Origin of the sequence: Pseudoxanthomonas winnipegensis (assembly GCF_030322905.1) — a bacterium.
In the GTDB taxonomy this organism is placed as follows: domain Bacteria; phylum Pseudomonadota; class Gammaproteobacteria; order Xanthomonadales; family Xanthomonadaceae; genus Pseudoxanthomonas_A; species Pseudoxanthomonas_A winnipegensis.
The window spans coordinates 2,574,706-2,599,639 of the sequence record NZ_CP095475.1 but is presented as its reverse complement, the minus strand read 5'-3'; the positions used below and the strand labels follow the sequence as shown (position 1 = coordinate 2,599,639).

Annotated in this window: 17 protein-coding genes, 1 pseudogene and 1 riboswitch; of the genes and pseudogenes, 8 read left to right on the top strand and 10 right to left on the bottom strand. The window is 70.3% G+C overall.

All coding sequences use genetic code 11. The features are described from left to right. The first annotated feature begins 73 nt into the window (after positions 1 to 73). On the top strand, positions 74 to 316 hold the full coding sequence (locus MWN52_RS11550; protein ID WP_286574749.1) for a hypothetical protein: 243 nt from the start codon (positions 74 to 76) through the stop codon (positions 314 to 316). On the opposite strand, the gene MWN52_RS11545 is transcribed toward MWN52_RS11550, so the two are convergent. Continuing rightward, positions 295 to 2,637 carry a GH92 family glycosyl hydrolase gene (locus MWN52_RS11545; RefSeq protein ID WP_286577725.1) on the bottom strand — a complete coding sequence of 781 codons (2,343 nt, stop codon included), beginning with the start codon at positions 2,635 to 2,637 and terminating at the stop codon, positions 295 to 297. The genes MWN52_RS11550 and MWN52_RS11545 overlap by 22 nt on opposite strands. Before the next feature lie 196 nt (positions 2,638 to 2,833). On the opposite strand from MWN52_RS11545, the gene MWN52_RS11540 reads away from it, so the two are divergent. Both MWN52_RS11540 and MWN52_RS11535 read left to right on the top strand, forming a co-directional pair. Beyond that, complete coding sequence (locus tag MWN52_RS11540; RefSeq protein ID WP_286574748.1) at positions 2,834 to 3,325, top strand: DNA-binding protein; 492 nt, start codon at positions 2,834 to 2,836, stop codon at positions 3,323 to 3,325. A 249-nt stretch (positions 3,326 to 3,574) separates the two neighbouring features. After that, entirely contained in the window at positions 3,575 to 5,485 is a 1,911-nt protein-coding gene (locus MWN52_RS11535; RefSeq protein ID WP_286574747.1) for a hybrid sensor histidine kinase/response regulator, read from the top strand. Between the two features lie 12 nt (positions 5,486 to 5,497). On the opposite strand, the gene MWN52_RS11530 is transcribed toward MWN52_RS11535, so the two are convergent. Both MWN52_RS11530 and gcvP read right to left on the bottom strand, forming a co-directional pair. Beyond that, the gene (locus MWN52_RS11530) at positions 5,498 to 7,612 is read right to left on the bottom strand and encodes a putative bifunctional diguanylate cyclase/phosphodiesterase (protein WP_286574746.1); all 2,115 of its coding nucleotides are present in this window, start codon (positions 7,610 to 7,612) and stop codon (positions 5,498 to 5,500) included. Positions 7,613 to 7,839: 227 nt separating this feature from the next. Beyond that, on the bottom strand, positions 7,840 to 10,779 hold the full coding sequence (gene gcvP, locus MWN52_RS11525; protein ID WP_286574745.1) for an aminomethyl-transferring glycine dehydrogenase: 2,940 nt from the start codon (positions 10,777 to 10,779) through the stop codon (positions 7,840 to 7,842). Positions 10,780 to 10,943: 164 nt separating this feature from the next. Continuing rightward, a riboswitch (glycine riboswitch) is annotated at positions 10,944 to 11,058 on the bottom strand. Between the two features lie 308 nt (positions 11,059 to 11,366). On the opposite strand from gcvP, the gene MWN52_RS11520 reads away from it, so the two are divergent. After that, a complete protein-coding gene (locus MWN52_RS11520) occupies positions 11,367 to 12,617 on the top strand; it encodes a multidrug effflux MFS transporter (protein ID WP_286574744.1) in 1,251 nt (416 codons plus the stop codon). Positions 12,618 to 12,634: 17 nt separating this feature from the next. Here the strand turns inward: MWN52_RS11520 and pdeM are convergent, their stop codons facing one another. The 5 genes and pseudogenes from pdeM to MWN52_RS11500 form a co-directional block, all read right to left on the bottom strand. Beyond that, positions 12,635 to 13,282, bottom strand: coding sequence for a ligase-associated DNA damage response endonuclease PdeM (gene pdeM / locus MWN52_RS11515; RefSeq protein WP_286574743.1), 648 nt, complete (start codon positions 13,280 to 13,282; stop codon positions 12,635 to 12,637). After that, the gene (locus MWN52_RS19635) at positions 13,272 to 14,957 is read right to left on the bottom strand and encodes a helicase-related protein (RefSeq protein ID WP_425608124.1); all 1,686 of its coding nucleotides are present in this window, start codon (positions 14,955 to 14,957) and stop codon (positions 13,272 to 13,274) included. Before MWN52_RS19635 ends, pdeM begins: the two co-directional genes overlap by 11 nt. 245 nt (positions 14,958 to 15,202) lie before the next feature. After that, positions 15,203 to 15,956: pseudogene (locus tag MWN52_RS19630) on the bottom strand (DEAD/DEAH box helicase); the annotation flags it as partial. 89 nt (positions 15,957 to 16,045) lie between these two features. Then, positions 16,046 to 17,650 carry an ATP-dependent DNA ligase gene (locus MWN52_RS11505; RefSeq protein ID WP_286574742.1) on the bottom strand — a complete coding sequence of 535 codons (1,605 nt, stop codon included), beginning with the start codon at positions 17,648 to 17,650 and terminating at the stop codon, positions 16,046 to 16,048. Positions 17,651 to 17,831: 181 nt separating this feature from the next. Then, positions 17,832 to 18,833, bottom strand: coding sequence for a ligase-associated DNA damage response exonuclease (locus MWN52_RS11500; RefSeq protein ID WP_286574741.1), 1,002 nt, complete (start codon positions 18,831 to 18,833; stop codon positions 17,832 to 17,834). A 179-nt stretch (positions 18,834 to 19,012) separates the two neighbouring features. Here MWN52_RS11500 and MWN52_RS11495 point away from each other — a divergent pair, with 179 nt between their 5' ends. Together MWN52_RS11495 and MWN52_RS11490 are read left to right on the top strand one after the other, a co-directional pair. Next, on the top strand, positions 19,013 to 19,549 hold the full coding sequence (locus MWN52_RS11495) for a hypothetical protein (RefSeq protein ID WP_286574740.1): 537 nt from the start codon (positions 19,013 to 19,015) through the stop codon (positions 19,547 to 19,549). Positions 19,550 to 19,585: 36 nt separating this feature from the next. After that, positions 19,586 to 21,229, top strand: a complete 1,644-nt coding sequence (locus MWN52_RS11490; protein WP_425608023.1) for an acyl-CoA dehydrogenase family protein — start codon at positions 19,586 to 19,588, stop codon at positions 21,227 to 21,229. 7 nt (positions 21,230 to 21,236) lie between these two features. Here MWN52_RS11490 and MWN52_RS11485 read toward each other — a convergent pair whose 3' ends face one another. Beyond that, on the bottom strand, positions 21,237 to 21,830 hold the full coding sequence (locus tag MWN52_RS11485; RefSeq protein ID WP_286574739.1) for a YdeI/OmpD-associated family protein: 594 nt from the start codon (positions 21,828 to 21,830) through the stop codon (positions 21,237 to 21,239). A 44-nt stretch (positions 21,831 to 21,874) separates the two neighbouring features. Continuing rightward, a complete protein-coding gene (gene fabR / locus MWN52_RS11480; protein ID WP_130518736.1) occupies positions 21,875 to 22,522 on the bottom strand; it encodes an HTH-type transcriptional repressor FabR in 648 nt (215 codons plus the stop codon). A 122-nt stretch (positions 22,523 to 22,644) separates the two neighbouring features. Between fabR and MWN52_RS11475 the strand changes: the two genes are divergently transcribed. Both MWN52_RS11475 and MWN52_RS11470 read left to right on the top strand, forming a co-directional pair. Then, positions 22,645 to 23,727, top strand: a complete 1,083-nt coding sequence (locus MWN52_RS11475; RefSeq protein ID WP_286574738.1) for a ferredoxin reductase — start codon at positions 22,645 to 22,647, stop codon at positions 23,725 to 23,727. Continuing rightward, positions 23,728 to 24,858 (top strand): fatty acid desaturase family protein, encoded by a 1,131-nt coding sequence (locus MWN52_RS11470; protein ID WP_286574737.1) that lies wholly within the window; start codon positions 23,728 to 23,730, stop codon positions 24,856 to 24,858. Positions 24,859 to 24,934 lie beyond the last annotated feature (76 nt).

Genomic DNA, 24,934 nt, shown 5'->3' with positions numbered 1-24,934 from the left:
CCTCCGTCACGCGATGGCGTGACGTCCACGCCCCTGCATGCAGTCTGTTGCGGACAGCCCTTAGGAGCGCCGCATGCCGACCCTGCCCAACGACCCCATCCCGCCGTCCGACATGGATCCGCGCGTGGACGATCCGCCGCCGTTGCCCGCCCCGTCGCGGCATGACGGCCAGGAAGAGGGCGACCCCGCCGTCGACGAACCGCTCGCACCGGGCCATCCGGCGCTTGAGTCCGCGCACAACGACGAAGGGCGGGTCCTGCGACCCGCCCTTCGTCTTGCTTGGACCTGGAGTCTTTACTGCGAAGACATCGAATAGGGCAGCTTGCCCAAGTCGGTGGCCCAGGTCGTGTTCGGCTGCGCCTGCATGGTGAAGCGCAGTTCGCCGCCGGCCATGATTTCCGGGTGGGTGAGGTAGGCGCGGTCCAGCGGCTTGCCGTTCAACAGCACGCTGCCGACGTAAGGATGTGCGGCATCCAGTCCGTCGGCGATCACGGTGAAGCGCTTGCCGCCTTCCAGGTTGAGCGTGGCGCGCGGCAGGAACGGCCGGCCGATGATGTACTGGTTGCTGCCCGGCGTGACCGGGTAGAAACCCAGCGCGGTGAACACGTACCAGGCCGACATCTGGCCCAGATCATCGTTGCCGGCCAGCCCGTCGGGCGTGGCCTTGTACTGGGTGTCCATGATCTGCTTCAGCCGCTGCTGCGTGCGCCAGGGCTGGCCGGCGTAGGCGTAGAGATAGGCCACGTGGTGGCCGGGCTCGTTGCCGTGCGCGTACCAGCCGATCAGGCCGGTGATGTCCTCCATGTGCTCGAACACCTTCGGGTCCACCTTGGCATCGAAGGCCGCATCCAGCTTGCCCAGCAGCGCGTCGGCGCCGCCATGCGCCTTGACCAGCCCGGCCACGTCCTGCGGCACGTACCACGAGTACTGCCAGGCGTTGCCTTCGGTGTAGTCGGTGCCGTAGCCGCTGGCGGTGGGATCGAACGGCTCGCGGAAGGGACCGTCGCGCTTGCGCGCGCGCATGAAGCCGGTGGCCGGGTCGAAGGCGTGCTTCCAGTTGCCGGCGCGCTTGTCGAACTCGGCGGTGACGCCGGCATCGCCCATGTCGCGCGCGACCTGGGCGATGGTCCAGTCGTCGAAGGCGTATTCCAGCGTCTTGGAGGCCGCTTCGCCTTCCTCGTCGATCGGCACATAGCCCAGCTCGCGGTACTGGGCGATGCCGTCGTAGGGGCCGTAGTCGGCGCTGGCGACCATCGCCTCCAGCGCCTGGCGCGTGTCGTAGCCGCGGATGCCCTTCATGTAGGCATCGGCGATCACCGGGACGGCGTGGTAGCCGATCATGCACCAGGTCTCCAGGCCGTTGAACGCCCAGATCGGCAGGATCCCGTACGGGCTCTCGCGCCGTGCGGCCAGCAGCGAGTTGACGATGTCGTTGGTGTGCGCGGCAGGCTGGACGATCGTCAGCAGCGGATGCAGCGCGCGATAGGTATCCCACAGCGAGAAGGTCGAATAGTTGGTCCAGCCCTTGGCCTGGTGCACGGCGTTGTCCGGGCCGCGATAGCGGCCATCGACGTCCATGAACAGCGTCGGCCCCAGGAAGGTGTGGTACAGCGCGGTATAGAACTGCGTACGCTGGACCGGCGTGCCCTGCGCCTGCACCGCGGCCAACGCCGTGGACCAGGTCTGCCTGGCCGCATCGCGCACGCCGTCGAAGTCCCAGCCGGGCACTTCGGCATCGAGATTGGCGATGGCGTTCTCTTCGCTGACCGGCGAGATCGCCAGCTTGACCAGCAGCGGGCCGCCCGCATCGCCCACGTCGAAGCTGGCGACCAGTTGGCGGCCCTCGATCTGCGCGCGCTGGCCCGGAGCCTTGTCGGCCGGCGGGGCGAAGCCCTTGTAGATCACGTCCTGCTCGGTGTCGTTGAGCGTGTGGCCGGTCAGGGGCCTGGAAAACCGCATGGCGAAATACAGCTGGCGACCGGGCGCCCAGCCGCGCGTCTCGCGGAAACCCGTCACCGTGCCGTCCGCGCGCAGCCGCACGCGCGACCACAGCACCTTGCCCGGGTAGTCGTACATGCTGGTGCGCATGTCCAGGATCACGTGCCCGGGCTTGCCCTTGGGAAAGGTGTAGCGGTGCACGCCCACGCGTGCGGTGGTGGTCAGCTCGGCGCGCACGCCGGCATCGTCCAGGGTCACGGCGTAATAGCCGGGCTGGGCGATCTCGGTCTGGTGGCGGAAGCGCGAGGTGAAGCCGCTGCCGGGCTTGTCGATGTCGCCGCGCTCCAGCTTGACCTCGCCGGTGGAGGGCATCAGCAGGAAGTCGCCCAGATCCGAATGCCCCGAGCCGGAGAAGTGCGTATGCGAGAAGCCCACGATGGTGCTGTCGCTGTGGCGGTAGCCCGCTGCCCAGCCGTAGCCGTCCTTGCGCGACTTGATCTGGGTATCGGGCGAAAGCTGCACCATGCCGAAGGGCAGGGTGGCGCCGGGAAAGGTGTGGCCCTCGCCGCCGCTGCCGATGAAGGGATCGACCGCATCGAACGCCGCCTGCTCGGCCGGCGTCAGCCGTTGCGCGGCGGTGCCCGACAGCGGCAGTGCCGCCAGCAGACCGGCCAGCCCCAGGACGCCGACATGCCGCATCAGCGCCGAGCGCTGGGTGGACAGGTTTCGCATTGCTCATGGACCCCATTGCGATGATGGGCACGGACCCTAGCACGGAGGGGCCGGCATTCCTGCTCGACCTTGGTCCTGCGGTGGCACGCGTCACGGCGATACGCACGCGACCTTGACAGGGGCGGCTCTATAGGTGGGACTCCAGATGCATCGGGAGTGTTCCATGCCCAGCAACAAGTCCGCACACAAGGCCGCGCAGGACGACAAGCGCGCCGGCAAGTCCCCCAGCACCCAGGCCGGCGAGTACGTGCGCGAGGAGATCGAGGAACTGGAGGCCGGCGAGGGCCGCGCCAAGAACAGGCAGCAGGCCATCGCGATCGGCCTGTCCAGAGCGCGCCGCGACGGCGTCCAGGCCAAGCCCGGCAAGAAAGCCTCCGGCGAGGTCAAGCACAAGGCCGGCCAGGATCTGGCCACCGGACGCAAGCGCGCCACGAAGAAGGTGGCCAAGAAGGCGGCAAAGAAGGCGACGAAGTCGGCCGCGAAGAAGACCGCGAAGAAAGCGACCAAGAAGACCGCCAGGAAAGCGACGAAGAAGACGACGAAGCAGGCCGTCAAGAAAGCCGCGAAGAAGGCCGCAAAAAAGACAGCAAAGAAGGCCGTGAAGAAGTCTGCAAAGAAGGCCACGAAGAAGACGGCGCGCAAGAAATCCAGCTGACGGCCCGCGCACGAGCCCCAACCGTCGTTCCCGCGAACGCGGGAACCTAGCGACCTTCGCATGTCGCCCGAGCGTTTCAACCGTCGTTCCCGCACAACGCGTAACGGTTAGCGCCTCTGAGCAGAATGTGCGCCTAAGCAGTGGCCGGGTGCGCCCGGCGGCACCGGCGGCCGCGAGGATCGCCACGCTGTTCACAGACCATCGAATCCCCAGCCGCTAGCCTGCTGGAGTTACCACAGGGGTCATGCGATGCCGTACACCACACCGGTGCCCGACGGGGCGCCGATGCCGGAGGCGTTCGAACGCGCCGTTCCCGACGCACAGCGCACCGAGGGCGTGCTCTATCACACGCCGGCGCTGCCGGCGTCGGCACGTCGCGCCCCGGACGGGGAGGACGCACGCCTGCTGCTCGGGCTGTCCTCGCCGGAACAGGACTGGTGGCAGGCGCTGTTCGAGGCCGACACCGAAGGCGCGCGCCGCGAGTACGACGCCTTCCTCGCCGGCGATGCGCCGTTGGACATCGAGTATCGCGTGCGCCTGCCCGGCGGCGGGCAGCGCTGGTTGCGCGACCGTGCGCGCGTGGTCGCCCGCGACGCGCAGGGACGCCCGAGCCAGCTGATCGGTGTCTTGGACGATGTGACCGGGCGCAACTCGCTGCGCCGGCGCGCGCGCGAGGCGGCCGAGAAGTACCGGCTGCTGTTCGACTCGATCGATGCGGGCTTCTGCGTGATCCAGATGCTGTTCGATTCGCAGGGACGTCCGCAGGATTACCTGTTTCTCGAGGTCAACGCCGCCTTCGCGCGGCAGACCGGTATCCAGGATGCGCCGGGTCGGCGCATGCGCGAGATCGCGCCGGCGCATGAGGAGCATTGGTTCCAGACCTATGGACGCATCGCCCGCAGCGGCGTGCCCGAGCGTTTCGAGCACAGCGCCGCGCAGCTGGGCTTCTACTACGACGTCTATGCCTTCCGCTTCGGCGACCCGGCGTTGCATCAGGTGGCGGTGCTGTTCAACGACATCTCCGCCCGCAAGCAGATGGAGGATGCGCTGCGCGAGGACGGCCGGCGCAAGACCGAGTTCATCGCCATGCTGGCCCACGAACTGCGCAATCCGCTGGCGACCATCACCAGCGGCCTGCAGGCGATGAAGCTGGGCAGCCACGGCGTGGCCATGCATCCGGCCGCGCCGATGATGGAACGCCAGATCGTGCAGATGAGCCAGCTGCTGGACGACCTGCTGGACATCAACCGCATCGCGCTGGGCAAGGTGGTGCTGCGCAAGGAACGCTGCGACCTGGGCCAGCTGGCCGCGCATGTGGCCGAGGCCTTCCGTGCCCATTACCTGGAACGCGACGTGCGCCTGGAGCTGGAACTCCCGCAAGCGCCGGTGTGGGTGCGCGCCGATTCCACGCGTATGGCGCAGGTGCTGGGCAACCTGCTCAGCAACGCGGCCAAGTTCAGCCATCCCGGCAGCCAGGTGCGGCTGCGCGTGGGCGAACAGGACGCCCGGGCGATGGTCGAGGTGCGCGACACCGGCATCGGCATCGAGCCCGACAAGCTGCAGCACATCTTCGAACTCTTCGCCCAGGTCGACAGCAACCGGCACGCGTCCTTCGGCGGGCTGGGCGTGGGCATCGCGCTGGCGCGCGAGCTCGTTGGCCGCCACGACGGCGTCATCGAGGCGCACAGCGCCGGCCTGGGGCAGGGCAGCACCTTCACCGTGCGCCTGCCGCTGGACGCGCCGGCACCGGCCGTGGAGCACGGCGTCGAGGACAAGCCGGCCCGCGACGGTGCGCTGCAGCTGTTGCTGATCGACGACAACCGCGACGCGGCCGATTCGATCTCGATGGTGCTCGAGCTGCTCGGCCACCAGGTCACCACGCGCTACAACGGCGCCGACGGCCTGGCCGCGGCCGAACAGGCCAGGCCGGACGTGATCATCACCGACATCGGCATGCCCGGCATGGACGGGCACGAGGTCTGCCGCCGGCTGCGCGCGCGGGCCGACGGCGCAGCGCTGCGCATCGTGGCGCTGACCGGCTGGGGCACCACGGAGGATCGCGAGCTGACCCGGCAGGCCGGCTTCGACCACCATCTGGTCAAGCCGGTGACCGCGGCCAAGCTGCGCGAGGCGCTGGCGGCGGTGACCGAGCGCGCCTGAGCGGGCACCCGCTCAGGTCGGGATCGGCCCCGGCGTCCGGCTGTCAGGCGATCCCACGTCCCGGCGTTTCTCGAAGAAGCCGCACGCCTCCTCGGCCGGCATTGGACGGCCCAGCAGATAGCCCTGCAGCAGGGTGCAGCCCAGCTCGGTGAGCAGGGACTGCTGGGCCGAGGTCTCCACGCCCTCGGCGATGACCTGCAGCCCCAGCGAATGGCCCAGCGCGATGATGGCCGACACGATGGCGGCATCGTCGCCACCGCGCTCGAGGTCCTGCACGAAGCCGCGATCGATCTTCAGTTCGCTGGCCGGCAGCTTCTTCAGATACAGCAGGCTCGAGTATCCGGTGCCGAAATCGTCGATGGAAATGCTCACGCCCATCTCCACCAGTCGCTGCAGGATCGCCAGGCTGGCCTCCGCATCGTGCATGGCCATCGATTCGGTGATCTCCAGCACCAGCGCGCTGGCCGGCAGGCCGTGGCGGCGCAGGGCCTGCGCCACGTCCTGGTAGAGCTGGTCGGAATGGAACTGGTTGGGCGAGAGGTTCACCGCCACGCTCTGCACCTCCAGGCCCTGGGCGCGCCACTGGGCGAGCTGGCGGCAGGCTTCGTCCAGCACCCAGCGGCCCAGCTCGATGATCAGACCCGACCGCTCGGCCAGCGCGATGAAGTCGCCGGGCATGATCAGCCCGCGCTGCGGATGCTGCCAGCGCACCAGCGCCTCCACCCCGATCACCGGCCCGTCCGGTGCGCGCAGCTTGGGCTGGTAGTGCAGGCGCAGCTCGTTGCGCTGCAGGCCGCGGCGCAGATCCTGGATCAGCGCGATGCGCGCATGCGCGCCGTGGTTCATGCCCGGCTCGAACAGCTGGTAGCCGTTGCGGCCGCGCTCCTTGACCGCGTACATCGCCGCATCGGCGTTGGCCAGCAGGTCGTGGGCGACGGTGCCGTGCTCGGGATACAGCGCCGCGCCGATGCTGGCCGACACGGCGATCTCGCCGCGGTCCAGCTCCAGCGGCACGCTGGCCAGCTCCATCAGCAGCTCGGCGATGCGCATCGCGTCCTGCGGCGCCTCGATCGTGCTGAGCACCACGAACTCATCCCCGCCGAGCCGGGCGATGGTGGCGTGCGGCGAGAGGCGCCCGACCAGCTGCGAGGAGAACTGCAGCAACAGCCGGTCGCCGATCTGGTGACCGTAGGCGTCGTTGATGCCCTTGAAGCCGTCCAGGTCGACGAACAGCAGGGCGAAGCGCCCGCCCTCCCGCTCGGCCGCCGCGATGGCCTCGCCCAGCCGCTCCTCCAGCAGGATGCGGTTGGGCAGGCTGGTCAGGCCATCGTGCAGGGCCAGATGGCTCAGTTCGCTGTTGGCCTTGGCCAGCGAGGCGGCCAGCAGCGCGGTGCGGTCCTGCAGGCGCCGGTCCAGCACCGAGGTCATCAGCGCGATGCCCAGGATGGCGAAGGTCGCCATGCCGATCAGCGCCGCCAGCACTGGCGGGGTCAGGCCGTTGTGCAGGGCGGCGCCGCACACGCTTCCGGGCGGAAAGCGCGCCGCCGCCATGCCGGTGTAGTGCATGCCGGCGATGGCCAGGCCCATGACGCTGGCGGCCCCCAGGCGCCACGGCAGCAGGTGGCTGAGGCGCTCGCTACGCAGCCGGAAGAAGATCCATAGTGCCGCGGTGGCTGCGGCAATGGCGATCAGCACCGACAGGGCGAACCACAGCGGGTCGTAGTGGATCCCTGGCTGCATGCGCATGGCGGCCATGCCCACGTAGTGCATGGCGGCGATGCCCACACCCATGATCGCCCCGCCACCGAACAGCTGGCTGGCCGGCAGGGTCTCGCGGGTGACCATCCACAGCGCATAGGCCGAGGCGCCCACCGCGATCAGCAGCGAGTACAGCGTGATCAGCAGGTCATAGCCTTGCGGGATGGGCAGGCGGAAGGCGGTCATGCCGATGAAGTGCATCGACCAGATGCCGAAGCCCATCGCGCAGGCGCCGCAGACCAGCCAGCCGCGCGCGGCCCGGCCGCTGCTGGCGGCGATGCGCCCGGTGAGGTTCAGCGCCACATACGAGGCGAAGGCGGCCACGATGAAGGACGCGACCACCAGGAGAGGGTTGTAGATACCGGACATGCGACTGACGAATTGGGCTCGGGGGAGGGCACCGCGACCAGCCGATCAAGCAAGGTCCATGCCGATCCGGCGCGTCTCGTGCGGGCTGGATCGGGCGGTTGCACGCCCCCTCGGGCCTGCCGGCGCCCGGCGGAATGTGACCTGGCGCGTCATCGCCCTGTGACACCGCCCGCAACGAAAAGCCCCGCCGAGGCGGGGCTTTCGTGGTCTCGACCCGGGCCTGAGGATCAGGCCTCGACGTCTTCCTTGTAGGCATCGACCGGGATGCAGGCGCACATGATGTGCTTGTCGCCGTAGACGTTGTCCACGCGCGCCACCGGCGGCCAGTACTTGGCCTGGCGCAGCGAGGGCAGCGGGAACGCCGCCAGCTCGCGCGGGTAGGCGTGGGTCCACTCGCTGTCGGAGACCTGCACGGCGGTGTGCGGGGCGTGCTTGAGCGGGTTGTCCTCGCGTTCCAGGCGGCCGTCCTCGACCGCGCGGATCTCCTCGCGGATCTGGATCATGGCGTCGATGAAGCGGTCCAGCTCGTGCTGGGACTCGCTCTCGGTCGGCTCCACCATCAGCGTGCCGGCGACCGGGAAGCTCAGGGTCGGGGCGTGGAAGCCGAAGTCGATCAGGCGCTTGGCGATGTCCTCGGCGCTGATGCCGGTGGTCTTCTCCAGCGGGCGCACGTCCAGGATGCACTCATGGGCGACCAGCCCGTTGCGGCCGGTGTAGAGCGTCTTGTAGTGCGGTGCCAGGCGCTTGGCGATGTAGTTGGCGTTGAGCAGCGCCACCTGGGTCGCCTTGCGCAGCCCGGCGCTGCCCATCATGGTGATGTACATCCAGCTGATCGGCAGGATCGAGGCGCTGCCGTAGGCAGCAGCGGAGACCATGCCAACCGGGCTCTCGGAGTTGAATCCGCCGCCATGGATGGCGGCTGTTTGACTCTCGCCGGCATGGATGCCGGCTGAAGGCGATGTCCGCGGCAGGAACGGGGCCAGGTGCGACTTGACCGCGCACGGTCCCACGCCCGGGCCGCCGCCGCCGTGCGGGATGCAGAAGGTCTTGTGCAGGTTGAGGTGGCTCACGTCCGAGCCCCACTTGCCCGGCTTGGCCACGCCGACCAGGGCGTTCATGTTGGCGCCGTCGGTGTAGACCTGACCGCCGTGCGCGTGCACGGCCTCGCAGATGGCCACGATGTCTTCCTCGAACACGCCATGCGTGGACGGGTAAGTGATCATCAGCGCGGCCAGGCGGTCGGAATACTTCTCGGCCTGCACGCGGATGTCCTCGACATCGACGTTGCCGTTGGCATCGCACTTGGTGACCACGACCTTCATGCCGCACATCTGCGCCGAGGCCGGATTGGTGCCGTGCGCCGATTCAGGGATCAGGCAGATGTCGCGATGGCCCTCGCCGCGTGAGCGGTGGTAGGCGCGGATCGCCAGCAGGCCGGCGTACTCGCCCTGCGCGCCGGAGTTGGGCTGCAGGCTGACCGCGTCGTAGCCGGTGCACTCGACCAGCATGGCCTCCAGTTCGTCGATCAGCTGGCGGTAGCCGGCCCACTGCGCGGCCGGGGCCAGCGGATGGATCGCGGAGAACTCGGGCCAGGTCACCGGGATCATCTCGGCGGTGGCGTTGAGCTTCATGGTGCAGCTGCCCAGCGGGATCATGGTGCGATCCATCGCCAGGTCCTTGTCGGCCAGGGCGCGCATGTAGCGCAGCAGCTCGTGCTCGCTGTGGTGGGTGTTGAACACCGGGTGCTGCAGGAACGCGCTGGTGCGCACCAGGCCCTGCGGCAGCGCATCGGCGCTGGCCGCGTCCAGCGCGTCCACATCGACCTCCACGCCGAACAGCTTGCCCAGGGCGACGATGTCGGCGCGGGTGGTGGTCTCGTCCAGGCTGATGCCCAGCGCCTCGCTGTCGATCACGCGCAGGTTGATGCCGGCCTGCAGCGCACGGGCGTGCAGCGCGTCGGCATCGACGGCCTTGATGTGCAAGGTGTCGAAGAAGTATTCGCCGACCTGCACGCCCGCCCCGCGCAGCGCGGCGGCCAGGATCGCCGCCAGGCGATGGGTGCGGCGGGCGATCCGGGTCAGGCCCTCGGGGCCGTGGTAGACCGCGTACATCGAGGCCATCACCGCCAGCAGCACCTGCGCGGTGCAGATGTTGGAGGTGGCCTTCTCGCGGCGGATGTGCTGCTCGCGGGTCTGCAGGGTCAGGCGGTACGCCGGGTTGCCCTGCGCATCGATCGACACGCCGATCAGGCGGCCGGGCATCGAGCGCTTGAAGGCGTCGCGACAGGCCATGAACGCCGCATGCGGGCCGCCGAAGCCGAACGGCACGCCGAAGCGCTGCGAGTTGCCGACCACGATGTCCGCGCCCCATTCGCCGGGCGCGGCGATCAGGGTCAGCGCCAGCAGGTCGGTGGCCACGGCCACCAGGCCCTGGCGCGCATGCACCGCGTCGGTCAGCGCCTGGTAGCCGGCGAGCGTGTCGAACGAGAGCTGGCCGAAAGTGTCCGGATACTGCAGCAGCACGCCGAAGGCGTCGGCCTCCATCGCCTGGGCCGGGGTGCCCAGCTCCAGCACGATGCCCAGCGGCTCGGCGCGCGTGCGCAGCAGCTCCAGGGTCTGCGGATGCACCGCGTCGTGGACGAAGAAAACATTGGACTTGGACTTGGCCGAACGCTTGGCCAGGGTCATCGCCTCGGCCGCGGCCGTGGCCTCGTCCAGCAGCGAGGCGTTGGCGATCTCCATGCCGGTCAGGTCGGCGCACAGGGTCTGGAAGTTGATCAGCGCTTCCATGCGGCCCTGCGAGATCTCGGCCTGGTAGGGCGTGTAGGCCGTGTACCAGGCGGGGTTCTCCAGGATGTTGCGCAGGATCACCTTGGGCGTGTGGGTGCCGTAGTAGCCCTGGCCGATGAAGCTCTTGAACACCTGGTTCTTCTGCGCGATGGCGCGGATCTTGGCCAGCGCCTCCTCTTCGATGACGCCTTCCGGCAGGGCCAGGGCGGCGGGCGACTTGATCTTGCCCGGGACGATGGCGTCGGTCATCGCATCCAGGCTGGGGTGGCCGACCGCCTCGAGCATCTGCGCGATCTCGGTGTCGTTGGGGCCGATATGGCGTTCGACGAACGCGGCGTGGTGTTCGAGGTCGCGCAAGGACGGGGAGGGCTGGGACATGGCAGGCATCCGAAGAAGAGGGCACGCGGGATGGAACGGACCTCCCCTCCTGGCCGCGTCCCCCCGCGCGAAGCGGAGATCCGGCGCCGGCCTGCGGCCTGGCCGCGGGCAACGTCGCCGGGTTCCCGCTTGCGCGGGAACGACGAGCGGATGGAAGCATCCTCTCGCGCCCCTCTGTCCTTCTGCCTGAGAGTTTGGAGGCGCGCTGGACTGCGCCTTGTGCCCCTTCGGCGCCGGCGCCGACCCTTGCGGGCGGCCGGTCTCTCCAGAGTGTGTGCTGCCTGCGGTGGTATCGGGCCTGAGCGATTACGGGCGTTGCGCCTTCGGCAGCGGTGCGGGCCTGGCATGGCCCCGCGCCGCTTCTCCCACCTGTGTTGCCCCGGCGATTATACGGGCCGGGGACGGGTGCGTATCGCTTGCGGCAGCGCGAGCCGGGCGAGCCCTGTTCAGGGCCGTGCGGCAAGACGCTGCGCGCAGCGCCTATCATGGACACCAATCCGCCTTCCTTCCCCGTCACGCCGCGCCCTGCGCGCGGCGCGCCCGCCGTGCCGTCCGCGCGGCAGGCCCCCGCTTTCCCGGACCCCCGCATGCCGTTGCCCGCCACCTCGACCCGCCGTCTCGCCCTGCTGCTGGCGGGGCTGGCGATGTTCGGCCCGTTCTCCATCGACACGATCTTCCCGGCCTTTCCGCAGCTGGCCCACCGCCTGGGCGTGGATCAGACCGCGGTGCAGCAGACCGTCAGCGTGTATCTGCTGGCCTATGGCGTGATGAGCCTGGCCCATGGCGCGCTGTCCGATGCGTTCGGGCGGCGGCGGGTGATCCTGGCCGGGCTGTGCGTGTTCGTGGCCGCCTCGGCCGGCTGCGCGCTGTCGCGCGATCTGGGCACGCTGCTGCTGTTCCGCGCGCTGCAGGGCTTCTCGGCCGGCGCCGGCATGATCGTCGGCCGCGCGGTGATCCGCGACCTCTACGCTGGCCCGCTGGCGCAGAAGCTGATGAGCCAGGTGTCGATGATCTTCGGCATCGCCCCGGCCATCGCGCCGATCATGGGCGGCTGGATCCTGGGCACCGGCCTGGGCTGGCCGATGATCTTCTGGTTCCTGATGGTCTTCGGCCTGCTGCTGTTGCTGGCCACCGCGGCCTGGCTGCCCGAGACCCTGCCCGTGGACGCGCGCACGCCACTGTCGCCGCGCGGGCTGGCGCGGCGCTATGCCTCGATCGGACTGGACCGGCGCTTCCAGCGGCTGGCCGCGTCCGGCGCGCTGGCCTTCGGCGGGGTCTTCCTCTACATCGCCTCGGCGCCGGTGTTCGTGCTCGAACTGCTGGGCAAGACCGAGCAGGAGTTCGCCTGGCTGTTCCTGCCCACCATCGGCGGCATGACCCTGGGCGCGTGGCTGTCCGGGCGCATGGCCGGCAGCATGAAGCCGGCCACCCAGGCGCGGCTGGGCTTCGTCTGCTGCGGCGTGTCCGGCATTGCCAGCACCGTCTACGCGCTGCTGGCGCCGCGCCTGCAGGTGCCGTGGGCGGTGCTGCCGATCTTCGTGGCCGGCACCGGCATGGGCCTGGTGTTCCCGATCCTGGCGCTGGCCGTGCTGGACCTGTACCCGCATCAGCGCGGGCTGGCGTCCTCGTTGCAGGCCTTCGTGCAGCTGATGGTCAGCGCGCTGGTCGCCGGCGTGGTCTCGCCGCTGGTGGCGCATCACCCGGTCAAGCTGGCGCTGGCCGCCAGTGCCTTCTTCCTGGCCGGCTGGCTGTGCTGGAAGGCCGACCGCCGCGCCGGCCGCCGCCTGCCGCGCCAGGACGCGATCACCCCGCGCCTGGAGCCGCAGGACAACGTCTAAACGCCAGGCACGCCCGCTCAGGCCGGCGGCAGCGCGATCGCCTGGCCCTCGACGCAGGCGATCAGCCGCTCGCCCGGGGCCAGGTCCGGCACCACGCCGGCGGTGAACTGCGAGAACGCCGGCAGCACCGTCATTTCCTGGCGCAGCAGGAAGGCCGGCCAGCGCACCGTGGTGCCCGGCGCCTTGAACACCGGATGCAGATGGCCGCACAGCACGTGTCGCTGCGGATCGGGCTGCGGGTGGTGGCGCAGCACGAACGGCCCGTCCTCGACGCTGTCGGGAAACACCTCGAAGCCCAGGTCGGCGGCGGCGTCCAGGTCGCGGTCGTGGTTGCCGGCCAGCGCGATCACGCGCAGGTGATGGTGCTGGCGCCGCCACCGGTCCACATGTCCGCGCCAGCTGGCCTGCGGCGCCGGGCCGTGCAGCACGTCGCCCAGCACCCACAGCTCGTGCGCGCCGGTATGTTCGACCAGCGCCGCCAGCCGGGCCAGATCGTGATGGGTGCCGCCACTGGGCAGGGCGATGCCGGCGCGACGGAAGATGTCGCCCTTGCCCAGGTGCAGGTCGGCGATCAGCAGGCGCCGGCGCGCGGGCCAGTACAGCGCCCGGTCGCCCAGGGCGCGCATCGGTTCACCGGCCAGCACCAGGTCCAGCTCAACGGCCATGCTTGCGTTCCAGCTGCTGCGCGGCGCGCTGCACGCGCGTACTCCAGTCCTCGGTGCTGAGCTGCCCGCGCAGGCTCTCGGCCCATAGCGGGAAAGACAACGGCGTCAGGCTGGCCGGGGCGCACAGCCGCAGCTGGCGCCGGGCGCAATCGTGCAGGGTGTCGGTGAGGCGGTCCAGTTCCAGCACGCCGCTGAACAACTCGCGCTGGGCCTGGTGCAGCAGCAGGTGGTCGGGGTCGTGGCGGGTCAGCACGTCGAACAGCAGCCCGCTGGAGGCTTGCAGCTGGCGCATGCTGCGCGGCGTCTTGCCGGGCAGGGACGGCGGCAGCAGGCCGGCCACGCGCGCGATCTCGCGGAACTGGCGGCGCGCCAGCTCGCCCAGGTTGAGGCTGGCGGTGAGGTCCTCCAGCAGCCGCGCGGGCGAGAGCAGGGCGCGCAAGGTGTCCTCTTCCAGCTCGACCGCATTGGCGGGCGAGAGCACCAGCCCGTAGTCGTTGGCGGCGAAGGCGAAGGTATTGGCGTGCAGCCGGCCCCAGCGCAGCGCCAGCAGCGCGGCCAGGCCCTCGTGCACCTGGCGTCCGGCGAAGGGGTACAGGAACACGTGCAGGCCATCGCGCGCCTTGACCCGCTCGCACAGCAGGCTGCCCGGCGCGGGCAGGGCGGACAGGCGCGCCTGCAGGGACAGCAGCGGGGCGATCGCGCGCAGCTCCGGCGCGGCGTGGTCGCCGCCGAAGACGGCCTCCACCTCGTGCCCCAGCTCGGAGGACAGCGGCATGCGTCCGCCCATCCACTTGGGCACGGTGCCGTCGCCGCGCTTGGCCACGCGCACGTAGGCGGTCATGTCTTCCAGGCGCACCAGCTCGAGCGTGCGGCCGGCGAACTGGAAGCGGTCGCCGCGCCGCAGGCGGCCGACGAACTGTTCCTCGATCGAGCCCAGTCCGCCGCCGCGCAGGAACTTCACCTGCACCGCACCGTCGCTGGTGATGGTGCCGATGGACAGCCGGTGGCGCAGGGCGACCTTGCGGTCGTGCACGCGGTAGACGCCGTCCTCGTCGTGCACCACTTTGTGGAAATCCGGGTAGCGGTCCAGCGCGCTGCCGCCGCGTTCGATGAAGTCCAGCACCGCGCGCCAGGTGACCTGGTCCAGCGCGGCGAAGGCCTGGGTGTTGCGCACCTCGGCCAGCAGCGCGTCCGCCTCGAAACCGCCGCCCAGCGCCAGGGTGACGCAGTGCTGGGCCAGCACGTCCAGCGACAGGCGCGGGGCGTGGCGCGGCTCGATCGCGTTGCGGGCGATGGCCTGGCGTGCGGCGGCGTATTCGACCAGTTCCAGCGCGTGGGTCGGCACGCACACCACGTGGCCGGCCTCGCCCGGACGATGGCGTGCGCGGCCGGCGCGCTGCAGCAGGCGCGCGATGCCCTTGGGGCTGCCGACCTGCAGCACCTGGTCCACCGCCGGGAAGTCCACGCCCAGGTCCAGGCTGGAAGTGGCCACCACGCAGCGCAGCGTGCCGGCGCGCAGGCCGGCCTCGGCCTGCGCGCGCAGCTTGGGGCCGAGCGAGCCGTGGTGCAGGGCCAGGGTCTCCAGCGCCTCGGGCCAGACCGAGGCCAGCGCCTGGTGCCACAGCTCGGCCTGCGCGCGGGTATTGGTGAACACCAGGCTGGTGCGCACCGACATCAGCTTGTCCAGCACGCGCGCCAGCTGCGCCAAACCCAGATGGCCCGACCAGGGGAAGCGCTCGCCCGCCTTGGGCCGCAGGGTGTCGATGACCAGGGTGCGGGGGCGGACGCCGGAGACGAGGGCGAAGGCGGGAGCGGGGACCGGGGACCCGGGACCCGGGAGTGAAACAGAAGCGTTGGCTTGCCCGGTGGCCGTGACACCTGCGGCCAACGCTTTCCCGGGTCCCGCCTTCGCCACCGGCATCAACGCCCCCGCAGCCTCCTCCAGATTCCCCAGCGTCGCCGACAGCCCCCAGGTCCTCATGCGCGGCGAGAGCGCGCGCAGGCGGGCCAGCGCCAGCTGCAGCAGCACGCCGCGCTTGTTGGGCAGCAGTTCGTGCCATTCGTCGACGATGACCGCGCGGATCTGGCGCAGCTGGGGCGCGGTGTCGGGATAGGACAGCAGCAGGGCCAGCGACTCGGGCGTGGTCACCAGCACGTCCAGCTTGCCGGCACGGGCCAAGCGCTTGTCGCGCGCGCTGGCGTCGCCGGTGCGCTGGCCGACCTGCCAGTCCAGGCCGACGCCGGCGATGGCCTCGCTCAGCGCGCGGGTGGTGTCGGCGGCGAGCGCCTTGAGCGGGGTAATCCACAGCACCTGGAGGGGGCGGACACGGTTGTTCTTTTTTTTGGGGGGCGGGGTGGGCTTGGCGTCCTCGTGGTTGGAAGAAGGGCCCTCGGGCGTCGCCGCTGTCTGAAGCGCTAGTTCAGCAGGCAGATCTGGTGCGGTTGCGCTTCTTGTCTTCGGGCGCACCCTCACCCCAACCCCTCTCCCAGGGGGAGAGGGGCTCAAAGCGGCTTCTCGCAGGGCTTCGAGCAGCGGGCCGCCGAAGGCGGCCAGGGTCTTGCCGCTGCCGGTCGGGGTGTGCAGCAGGCCGGAACGGCCGGCCAGGTAGTGCTGCCAGACCTCGCGCTGGAACGGCAGCGGCTTCCAGCCGCGCGTGCCCAGCCAGGCCTGCAGCGGCGCGTCGAAGGCGCGCGCGCGCGTCGGACGCGTCGCCTTCGGCTGCGCCTTGTCGGTGCGGCCGGTCGCCGCGGTCTTGCGGGGCGTCACCGCGCCAGCGCCTTGAGGTCTTCCAGCCGGTCGGCCTGCGCCATCGGCTTGTCGTGGCGCCAGCGCAGGATGCGCGGGAAGCGCGTGGCCACGCCGGACTTGTGCCGCTTGCTCAGGTTGACCGCCTCGAAGCCCAGTTCGAACACGTGGTGCGGCGTGACCGCGCGCACCGGCCCGAAGCGCTCGGTGGTGTGCGCGCGGATCCAGCTGTCCAGCTTGAGGATCTCCGCATCGTCCAGCCCCGAATACGCCTTGGCCACCGGTACCAGCGTGTCGCCGTCCCACAGGCCGAAGGTGTAGTCGGTGTACAGCGTGCTGCGCCGGCCGTGACCGGCCTGGGCGTAGAGCAGCACCGCATCGATGGTGAGCGGATCGATCTTCCACTTCCACCAGTCGCCGCGCCGGCGGCCGCCCTGGTAGGTGGAACTGCCGCGCTTGAGCATCAGCCCCTCCACGCCGCGCGTGCGCGAAGCCTCGCGCAGCTGCGCGGCGGCCTCCCAGTCGGCGGCCTGGACCTGCGGGGACAGGACGATGCGCGGATCGGCGTGCGCGGTGAGCAGCTGTTCCAGCAGGGCGCGGCGCTGGTCCAGCGGCTGCTCGCGCAGGTCCTCGCCGTCCAGCTCCAGCAGGTCGTAGGCCTGCACGCGCGCGGGCGTGTCGGCCAGCGTCTTGGCGCCGGGCTTGCGACGCTGGATGCGGGTCTGCAGCGCGGTGAAGGGCAGCGGCGCGTCCTCGCCGGCGCGCCAGGCCAGCAGCTCGCCATCGATCACGCAGTCGCGCGGCAGCGTGGCCGCGGCCGCTTCGATCTCCGGGAAGCGGCCGTCCAGGCGCTCCTCGCCGCGCGACCACAGCGCCACCTCGCCGTGGCGGCGGATCAGCTGCAGGCGGATGCCGTCCCATTTCCATTCCAGGCGCCAGTGGCCGATATCGCCCAGCGATCCGACCTCGGCCTCCAGCGGCGAGGCGAGGAAGAACGGATACGGCTGCTGGCGATCGCCAGGCAGCTCCTCGTCGGAAAGCAGGTCCTGCAGGAACTGCGGCGTCGGCGCCCAGGTCCCGAGCATGCGCTGGGCGATGCGTGCGATGTCGATGCCGCTCATCTCGGCCAGGGCCTGCTGCACCAGCCGCTGCGACACACCCACCCGCAGCGCGCCGGTCAGCAGCTTGTTGAACACCAGCCGCTGCGCATAGGGCAGGGCATGCCAGGCCTCGACGATGACTGCGCGGCGCACGGCTTCGTCCCGGTTGGCCACCGGCAGCAGACGCTCCTCGATCCATTCGGCCAGACCCACGTCCGGTGGCGGGGCGGCCGGGTCGTCGATCAGCAGGGCCAGGGTCTCGGCCAGATCGCCCACGTGGTCGTAGCTGTCGTCCACCAGCCAGTCCGGCGTGGCCGACTCCTGCGCGATCCACGCACGCAGCTCGCCGGTTCCGGCGATCTTCTGCCGCGGGCCGGTGATCTTGCCCCCAGCCAGCAGGTACAGCGCCCACACCGCATCGCGCGGCGGCGCATCGCGGAAATAGGCGATCAGCGCCGCGCGCTTGTCCAGCGTGGCGGTGCTCTCGTCCAGCGCCTTGTACAGCTCGGCAAAGCGCTTCATGCCGACCACCGGCCAGACACGTCCATCTCTCCGTTCTCGCGCATCCACACCGCGTCATTCCCGCGCACGCGGGAATCCAGGGACTTCGCTTTCGGTCCCACGGCACAGCAGCGCGATAAGGACGAGAACGCGCCCTTGCAGGCAGCAAGGCAAGCGTGCGAGGGCGACAACACGAGCCGTTTCACTCCTCGCTCCCGTAATCGGTGCGGAACGCTTCGGCCGCGATACCCGCCTCGTTCATCGCGCGGATGATGGCGTCCGTATTGCCATGCGTGGCGATCACCCGACGCGCACCGGTCTCGCGCACGGTGCGCAGCAGATCCGGCCAATCGGCGTGGTCGGAGACCACGAAGCCGCGATCGTAATTGCGCCGGCGGCGATTGCCGCGCACCCGCATCCAGCCCGAGGCGAAGCCCTGCTGCGCCTTGCGGAAGCGCCGGATCCACGGGCTGCCCGCCGCCGACGGCGGCGCCAGGATCAGCTGGCCGGCGTAGTCGCTGCCCTTGGCCGTCTCCGACACCGGCAAGGTGTCGAGCATGGCGATGCCGGCGCCGCGATAGACCTCCACGCCGGCCTGGATCGCGCCGTGCAGCAGCGCCGGCTGATCGTCCAGGTCGCGCAGCTCGGCCAGCAACCGCTGCGCCTTGCCCAATGCATAGCAGTACAGGATCGCCGCCTCGCCGCGCTGGGCGCAGTGCCGGCGCCAGGCGACGATCTCGCGCGCGACCTCGGGCGTGTCCGGCCAGCGGTAGATGGGCAGGCCGAAGGTCGCCTCGGTGATAAAGGTGTCGCACTGCACCACCTCGAACGGCGCGCAGGTCGGGTCCGGCTGGCGCTTATAGTCGCCCGAGGCGACCCAGACCCAATCGCCCACCTCCACCCGCACCTGCGCCGAGCCCAGCACATGGCCGGCCGAATGCAGCGACAGGCGCGCATCGCCGATCCGGAAGGCCTCGCCGTAGTCGTGGATGGCGTAGTCCTGCTCGCCCAGCCGCCACTGCAGGATCGGCAGGCTCTCGCGCGTGGCCCAGTAACGGCCCATGCCGGTGCGTGCGTGGTCGCCGTGACCGTGGGTGATGACCGCGCGCGGCACCGGCCGCCAGGGGTCGATATGAAAATCGCCGGCCGGGCAATACAGCCCTTCGGGACGCAGGACGATCAGGTCGTTTGAGGCTTGGGCCATGGTCGGGAGGGTGCGGACTGGGATGTGCACAGGCCGCCAACGTTGGGACGGGCCGTCTCAGAACCTGAGATCGAACCCGAACCGCAGCTGACGCATCGGGCTTACGCCGCCACAACACCCTGGCCTGCAAGCTGCAGGCAAGCGGACTTGGAGGACTCATGAGAACAACGCTGCTACCCATGCTGCTGCTTACGCTGAGCGCGTGCGCACCCGAGGCGCCGCAGGCCGACGCACCTGCTGCTTCAGCGCCTGCGGCTTCCAAGACACCGGTCGCCTCCGCGCCGGCCTCAGCACCGCCAGCCTCAGCGAGTCCCGCCACGCAGGAAACGCCCACCAAGGACGCCGAGGTCGATGCCCGCATCGATCAGGTCCTGGGCGACCACGCGGCCTATCGCAGCGTGTTGGAGCGGCTGCAGGTGGCAGTCAAGGCGGACGACCGACCCGCCGTGGCGGCGCTGATGCGCTATCCCTTCGAGGTGCGCCTGGCCGATCGCAAGCGGCGCATCGACAACGCGCAGGACTTCGTCGCGCAGTACGAGCAGATCCTGACGCCTGCCATCGCGCAGGTCATCACCGATCAGCGCTATGGCGCGCTCCAGGTGAACCAGAACGGCGTGATGCTGGGCAGCGGCCAGGTCTGGATCAACGGCGTGTGCAACGACGCGGCCTGCAAGGACGTCGACGTCAAGGTCGTCGCGCTGCAGCAGGGCGGCTGACCGTTCCTGCGGCACAATCGGCGCGGGAGGACACCGATGATGGAACGCCGCGCCACGCCCGCCTTCGAGACCCACACGGTCGACAACCAGCCGCCGGAGTTCGCGCCGCGCGATCTCTGGAGCGACGATGGGGTGCTGCGCGAGGGCTGCACGCGCGAGGGCGCCGGCGACTTCGCCGCCGCGCTGCAGGCCTATGGCGCACAGGCAGGCAGCGAACTCTATGCCCTGGGCTTCGACGCCAATCGCGACAAGCCGCGGCTGAAGACGCACGACCGCTTCGGCCATCGCATCGATCTGGTCGAATTCCATCCCGCCTATCACCAGCTGCTGCACGCGGCCAAGGCCGGCGGCGTCGCCGGGTTGTCCTGGCACACGCCGCGGCCGGGCGCGCATGTCGCCCGGGCCGCGCTCAGCTATCTGCATCACCAGGCCGAGGCCGGAACCAGTTGCCCGTTGACGATGACCCACGCCGCGGTCCCGGTACTGCGCCGCGAGCCCGCCCTGCGCGAATGGGCGGACAAGGCCGCCGCCCCGCACTACGACCCGCGCGATGTGCCCATCGCCGACAAGACCGGCATCACCTTAGGCATGGGCATGACCGAGAAGCAGGGCGGCTCGGACGTGCGCAGCAACGCTACGCGCGCCACGCCGCTGGCGGGCGAGGACGAGTACGCGCTGGTCGGGCACAAGTGGTTCTTCTCCGCGCCCATGTCCGACGGCTGGCTGGTCCTGGCCCAGGCGCCGGGCGGGCTGAGCTGCTTCCTGATGCCGCGCCGCCTGCCCGATGGCCAGAAGAACGCCTTCCGGCTGATGCGGCTCAAGGACAAGCTGGGCGACTGGGCCAACGCGTCCAGCGAGGTCGAATTCACCGGCGCCTGGGCGCGGCGCATCGGCGAGGAAGGGCGCGGTGTGGCCACCATCCTGCAGATGGTCATGCTCACCCGGCTGGACTGCATGCTCGGCGCCACCGCCGAGATGCGCATGGCCCTGGCCCAGGCCGTGCATCACGCGCGCCATCGCGCCAGCTTCGGCCAGCCGCTGGCCGCCCATGCGCTGATGCGCAACGTGCTGGCCGACCTGACGCTGGAATGGGAGGCCGCCCTGGCCCTGGCCCTGCGCGTGGCCGGCGCGGTCGATCGCGCCGCGCACGATCCGCACGAGGCCGCGCTGGCGCGCGTGACCACCGCCATCGGCAAGTACTGGCTGTGCCGCCGCGCGCCGGTTTTCGTCAACGAGGCGCAGGAATGCCTGGGCGGCGCCGGCTACGTCGAGGAATCGATCCTGCCGCGCCTGTTCCGGCAGTCGCCGCTCAACGGCATCTGGGAAGGCAGCGGCAACATCCAGTGCCTGGACGTGCTGCGCGCCTTGGGCAGGGAGCCTGACTGCGGCCAGGCGCTGCTTGGCGAGCTGAACGCAGCGCGCGGACAGGATCACGACTACGACCGCCAGCTGGACCTCGTCGCCGCGCAGCTGGCCGGCCGCGAACTGATCGAATCCGGCGCGCGCCTGCTGGTCGAGCGCCTGGCGCTGTTGCTGCAGGCCGGCGTGCTGCTGCGCACGGGCAGCCCCGTGGCCGAGCCGTTCTGCCGCTCGCGCCTGGGCGGCGCGCACGGACTGGCGATGGGCACGCTGCCGGCGGAGACGGATTTCGCGCTGCTGATCGCGCGTGCCTTGCCCTGAGCGCGAATCAATCGTCCAGGCCGAGGCCGGCCATGATCCGCGCAAGGTTTTTCTCGACCCGCGCCTGGCGGGTCTTGGACTGCTTGGCCGACGAGAAATGCAGCAGATAACCGCGTTGGCGGCCCGGCGTCAGGCCTTCGAAGGCGGCCTTCAGTGCCGCGTCTTCCTCCAGCCGCGCGCGGAACTCGTCCGCCACGGGAAAATCGGCGGTCTTCCTGGGGGCGATCTTGAGTCCGGCCTGTTCGACCGCAATGGCCGCCTCGACATAGGCCTTCAGTGTCGCGACTTTGCCTTTGATCTGATCCAGTGCGGTGAAGCGGATCTGCCGCGCCGATCGTACGTACTCGGTCTGCTGGACCAGCAGGCCCTCCGGGTCGGGCATCAGGGCGCCCTTCATGAACAGCAGGGCGCAGTACTCCTTGAAGCCGTGCATCAGCACGACGTTCGCCTTGCCCAACGCATAGCAGGGCTGGCCCCACTTCAGGTCCTCGGTCAGCGGCGTCTGGCGCAGGATCGATCGCAGCGCCTCGAACTCGGCCCGCCAACGCTCGGCCCGCACCATGAATGCATCCACCTTGGGATTTGCCGTCGCTGCCGTCATCGCACTCTTCCGTCTGCGTGCTTGTTCGAACTTGAGGGCAAGCGTCAGCGATCGACGCCCACGCCCTTGGCCATCGCGCGCGAGCCGGTCAGGATCATGCGCAGCATGGTGGAGAGCTGGCCGATCAGCTCCGGATCGCGTTCGCGCGGCAGGTCCATGGCGCTGGCGCCGGCGGCGAACACCAGGCGGGTGATCGCCTTGGAGACCAGGGCCGGCTGGTGCAGGGTGGCGCCCTCGGCCGCCGCCAGGCGCACCAGGTCCACCTGCAGCTCGTCCTCGAAGTAGGTGAGCTCGCGCTCGACCGCCGCCTTGAAGGCGTCCGAGCCGACCATGCCCTCGCGCAGCATCACGTGCAGCAGCTTGTCGTCGGCGCGTAACTGCTCCATGAAAGTCTCCACCGACAGGCGGATCACGCTGCGGTCGGTCGAGGCCGCGCGTTGGCGGGCCTGGCCGATGATCTGGCGCAGCGAGCGGCCGGCCAGGTCGATCAGGGCCACGGCCAGCTCGTCCATGTCGCGGAACTGGCGATAGAAGCTGTTCGGCGCGATCCCGGCCTCGCGGGCGACCTCACGCAGGCTCAGCGAGGACAGGCTGCGGTGCGGGCCGACCAGGCGCAGGGCGGCCGCCAGCAGGTCCTGGCGCGAGATGGCGGCGCGGCGGCCGCCGCTGGCGTCGTCTGAGCTGGGGTCGATGGCGGCGGACTCGGTAGCGGGCACTGCGGATCCTGGTCCGTGCGGGGCGCCGCCATCATAGCCCCTTACATGAATATACAGGTGTATAGACATGCGTTCTCACGCCTGTATAGTGCATGGCCATGAATCCGATCCGTCGTCCTCGTTCCAGCTCCCCGGTCCAGCGCGTCGCCCGTCGCCTGGTCGAGCCGGCGGTCTTCGACTTCTGGGCCAGCCGGGTCCACCCGCTGTGGAGCTGGGAGCGCCCGCTGGCGCGCCTGCGCGAGCGCCGCCAGGCCGCCGAAGGCGCGGTCACGCTGGTGCTGCAGACCAACCGCCATTTCGCCGGGCTGCGCGCCGGCCAGCACATCAACCTGGGCGTGGAGCTGGACGGCGCCCGGATCACCCGCAGCTACAGCCCCAGCAAGGTCGCCGGCAACCGGATCGAGATCACCGTGCGTGAGGTCGAAGGCGGGCGGGTCAGCCAGCATCTTTGCCGGCACGCGCGCATCGGCGAGGTGTTCGCGCTGGGCGCGGCCTTCGGCACCATGACCCTGCCGGCCGCCGTGCACGGCCCCTGGCTGTTCCTGGCCGCCGGCAGCGGCATCACGCCGCTGATGGCGATGCTGCGCGAGCTGGACGCGGCCGGCATGCCGGTCGAGCTGGACCTGGTCTACTGGGCGCGCACCCGCGCCGAGGTCTGCTTCGCCGACGAACTTGCCGCGCTGGCTGCGCGCCATCGCGGCCTGCGCGTCCATCTGCGGCTGACCCGCCAGGCTGATGGCCCGGCGGCGCCGCGCATCGACGACACCGACCTGGCCGCGCTGGTGCCCGAGCTCGGCCATCGCCAGGTGTTCGCCTGCGGCCCGCACGGCTTCGTCCAGAGCGCGCGCGCGCAGTTGGAAGGGCGCGTGGTGCGGTTCGAGGCCGAGGCCTTCACCCCGCCGCGCGCGCTGCCGGGCGAGGGCGGCAGTGTTGCCCTCACCCTGTCACGCAGCGGGCGCACGCTGACCGTGCCGCGCGATGCGTCGCTGCTGGAGGCGCTGGAGGCGCAGGGCCTGCGCCCGGCCTCGGGCTGCCGCATGGGCATCTGCAACACCTGCGCCTGCACCCGGCGCGAGGGCATCACCCGCGACACCCAGACCAATGCGCGTTCGGGCGAGCCCGACGCCACCGTGCGCCTGTGCATCAGCGCCGCGGCCACCGACCTGACGCTGGACCTTTAGATGAGCAAGCACAACCGCCCCCTGTCCCAGGACGAGCTGCAGCGCTTCGGCGCCGAGCTGGACGCCCTGCGCGCCCGCACCGTGGCCACGCTCGGCGCGCGCGATGCGCGCTACATCCGCCGCGCGGTCGCGGCGGTGCGCTGGAGCGGCGCGCTGGGCCGCATCGCGCTGTTCGCCGGCGCGGTGGGCGGGGCCTTCGTGCCGGCGCTGCTGTGGCCGCTGTGCGTGCTCGGCACCGCGCTGCTGGCGCTGTCCAAGATCCTGGAGAACATGACCGTCGGCCACAACGTGATCCACGGCCAGTACGACTGGATGGGCGATCCGCAGCTGCACAGCCGCAGCTACGAGTGGGACATTGTGGCCACCAGCGAGAACTGGAAGAAGACCCACAACTTCCGCCACCACACCTACACCAACGTGCGCGGGCTGGACGACGACATCGGCTACGGCCTGCTGCGCATCTTCCCCGAGCAGCGCTGGAAGCCGTTCTACCTGTTGCAGCCGCCGATCGCGGTGGTGTTCTGCCTGCTGTTCGAGTGGGGCGTGGCGATCCAGGACCTGCGCCTGGGCCGCTGGCTGGCGGGCAAGATGAGCTTCAGGCAGCTGCGCGCGCAGTTCGCGCCGGTCGGCCGCAAGATGGGCCGGCAGGTGCTGAAGGACTATGTTCTGTTCCCGGCGCTGGCCGGGCCGTGGTTCCTGCCGGTGCTGCTGGGCAACCTGGCGGCCAACATGCTGCGCAGCATCTGGACCTATGTGGTGATCTTCTGCGGTCACTTCACCGCCGATGCGGAGACCTTCCCGAAGGACTGCGTGCGCAACGAGAGCCGTGGCCACTGGTATCTGCGCCAGCTGCGCGGCTCGTCCAACATCTCCGGCGGTGCGCTGGTGGACGTGCTTACGGGCGATCTGAGCCATCAGATCGAGCATCACTTCTTCCCCGACATCCCGGCCAATCGCTACAGCGAGATGGCGGCGGAGGTGCGCGAGATCTGTGCGCGCTATGGGCAGCATTACAACACCGGCTCGCTGTTCAAACAGTTCAGCCAGGTGGCCTGGCGCATCGTGCGCCATGCGTTCCCAAGCCGGCCGCACCGCGTGCGCGCGCTGGTCGAGGCGCCCGCGGCGGGCTGAACCGCGCCGGGCGCGCGGAGCGGGCTTCACCGCGCAGCCAGCGGCATCGCGCTAGCGTGGCCGGACACTCACACAA

What these genes read in the sequence shown, in the direction of transcription:
- MWN52_RS11495 (WP_286574740.1), top strand. Translation starts at nt 19,013, where the DNA reads ATGCTGCTGCTTACGCTGAGCGCGTGCGCACCCGAGGCGCCGCAGGCC.
- MWN52_RS11485 (WP_286574739.1), bottom strand. Translation starts at nt 21,830, where the DNA reads ATGACGGCAGCGACGGCAAATCCCAAGGTGGATGCATTCATGGTGCGG.
- pdeM (WP_286574743.1), bottom strand. Translation starts at nt 13,282, where the DNA reads ATGGCCGTTGAGCTGGACCTGGTGCTGGCCGGTGAACCGATGCGCGCC.
- MWN52_RS11550 (WP_286574749.1), top strand. Translation starts at nt 74, where the DNA reads ATGCCGACCCTGCCCAACGACCCCATCCCGCCGTCCGACATGGATCCG.
- MWN52_RS11470 (WP_286574737.1), top strand. Translation starts at nt 23,728, where the DNA reads ATGAGCAAGCACAACCGCCCCCTGTCCCAGGACGAGCTGCAGCGCTTC.
- MWN52_RS11505 (WP_286574742.1), bottom strand. Translation starts at nt 17,650, where the DNA reads ATGAAGCGCTTTGCCGAGCTGTACAAGGCGCTGGACGAGAGCACCGCC.
- MWN52_RS11475 (WP_286574738.1), top strand. Translation starts at nt 22,645, where the DNA reads ATGAATCCGATCCGTCGTCCTCGTTCCAGCTCCCCGGTCCAGCGCGTC.
- MWN52_RS11535 (WP_286574747.1), top strand. Translation starts at nt 3,575, where the DNA reads ATGCCGTACACCACACCGGTGCCCGACGGGGCGCCGATGCCGGAGGCG.
- MWN52_RS11500 (WP_286574741.1), bottom strand. Translation starts at nt 18,833, where the DNA reads ATGGCCCAAGCCTCAAACGACCTGATCGTCCTGCGTCCCGAAGGGCTG.
- MWN52_RS11520 (WP_286574744.1), top strand. Translation starts at nt 11,367, where the DNA reads ATGCCGTTGCCCGCCACCTCGACCCGCCGTCTCGCCCTGCTGCTGGCG.
- MWN52_RS19635 (WP_425608124.1), bottom strand. Translation starts at nt 14,957, where the DNA reads ATGTCGGTGCGCACCAGCCTGGTGTTCACCAATACCCGCGCGCAGGCC.
- MWN52_RS11545 (WP_286577725.1), bottom strand. Translation starts at nt 2,637, where the DNA reads ATGCGGCATGTCGGCGTCCTGGGGCTGGCCGGTCTGCTGGCGGCACTG.
- MWN52_RS11530 (WP_286574746.1), bottom strand. Translation starts at nt 7,612, where the DNA reads ATGTCCGGTATCTACAACCCTCTCCTGGTGGTCGCGTCCTTCATCGTG.
- gcvP (WP_286574745.1), bottom strand. Translation starts at nt 10,779, where the DNA reads ATGTCCCAGCCCTCCCCGTCCTTGCGCGACCTCGAACACCACGCCGCG.
- MWN52_RS11490 (WP_425608023.1), top strand. Translation starts at nt 19,586, where the DNA reads ATGATGGAACGCCGCGCCACGCCCGCCTTCGAGACCCACACGGTCGAC.
- MWN52_RS11540 (WP_286574748.1), top strand. Translation starts at nt 2,834, where the DNA reads ATGCCCAGCAACAAGTCCGCACACAAGGCCGCGCAGGACGACAAGCGC.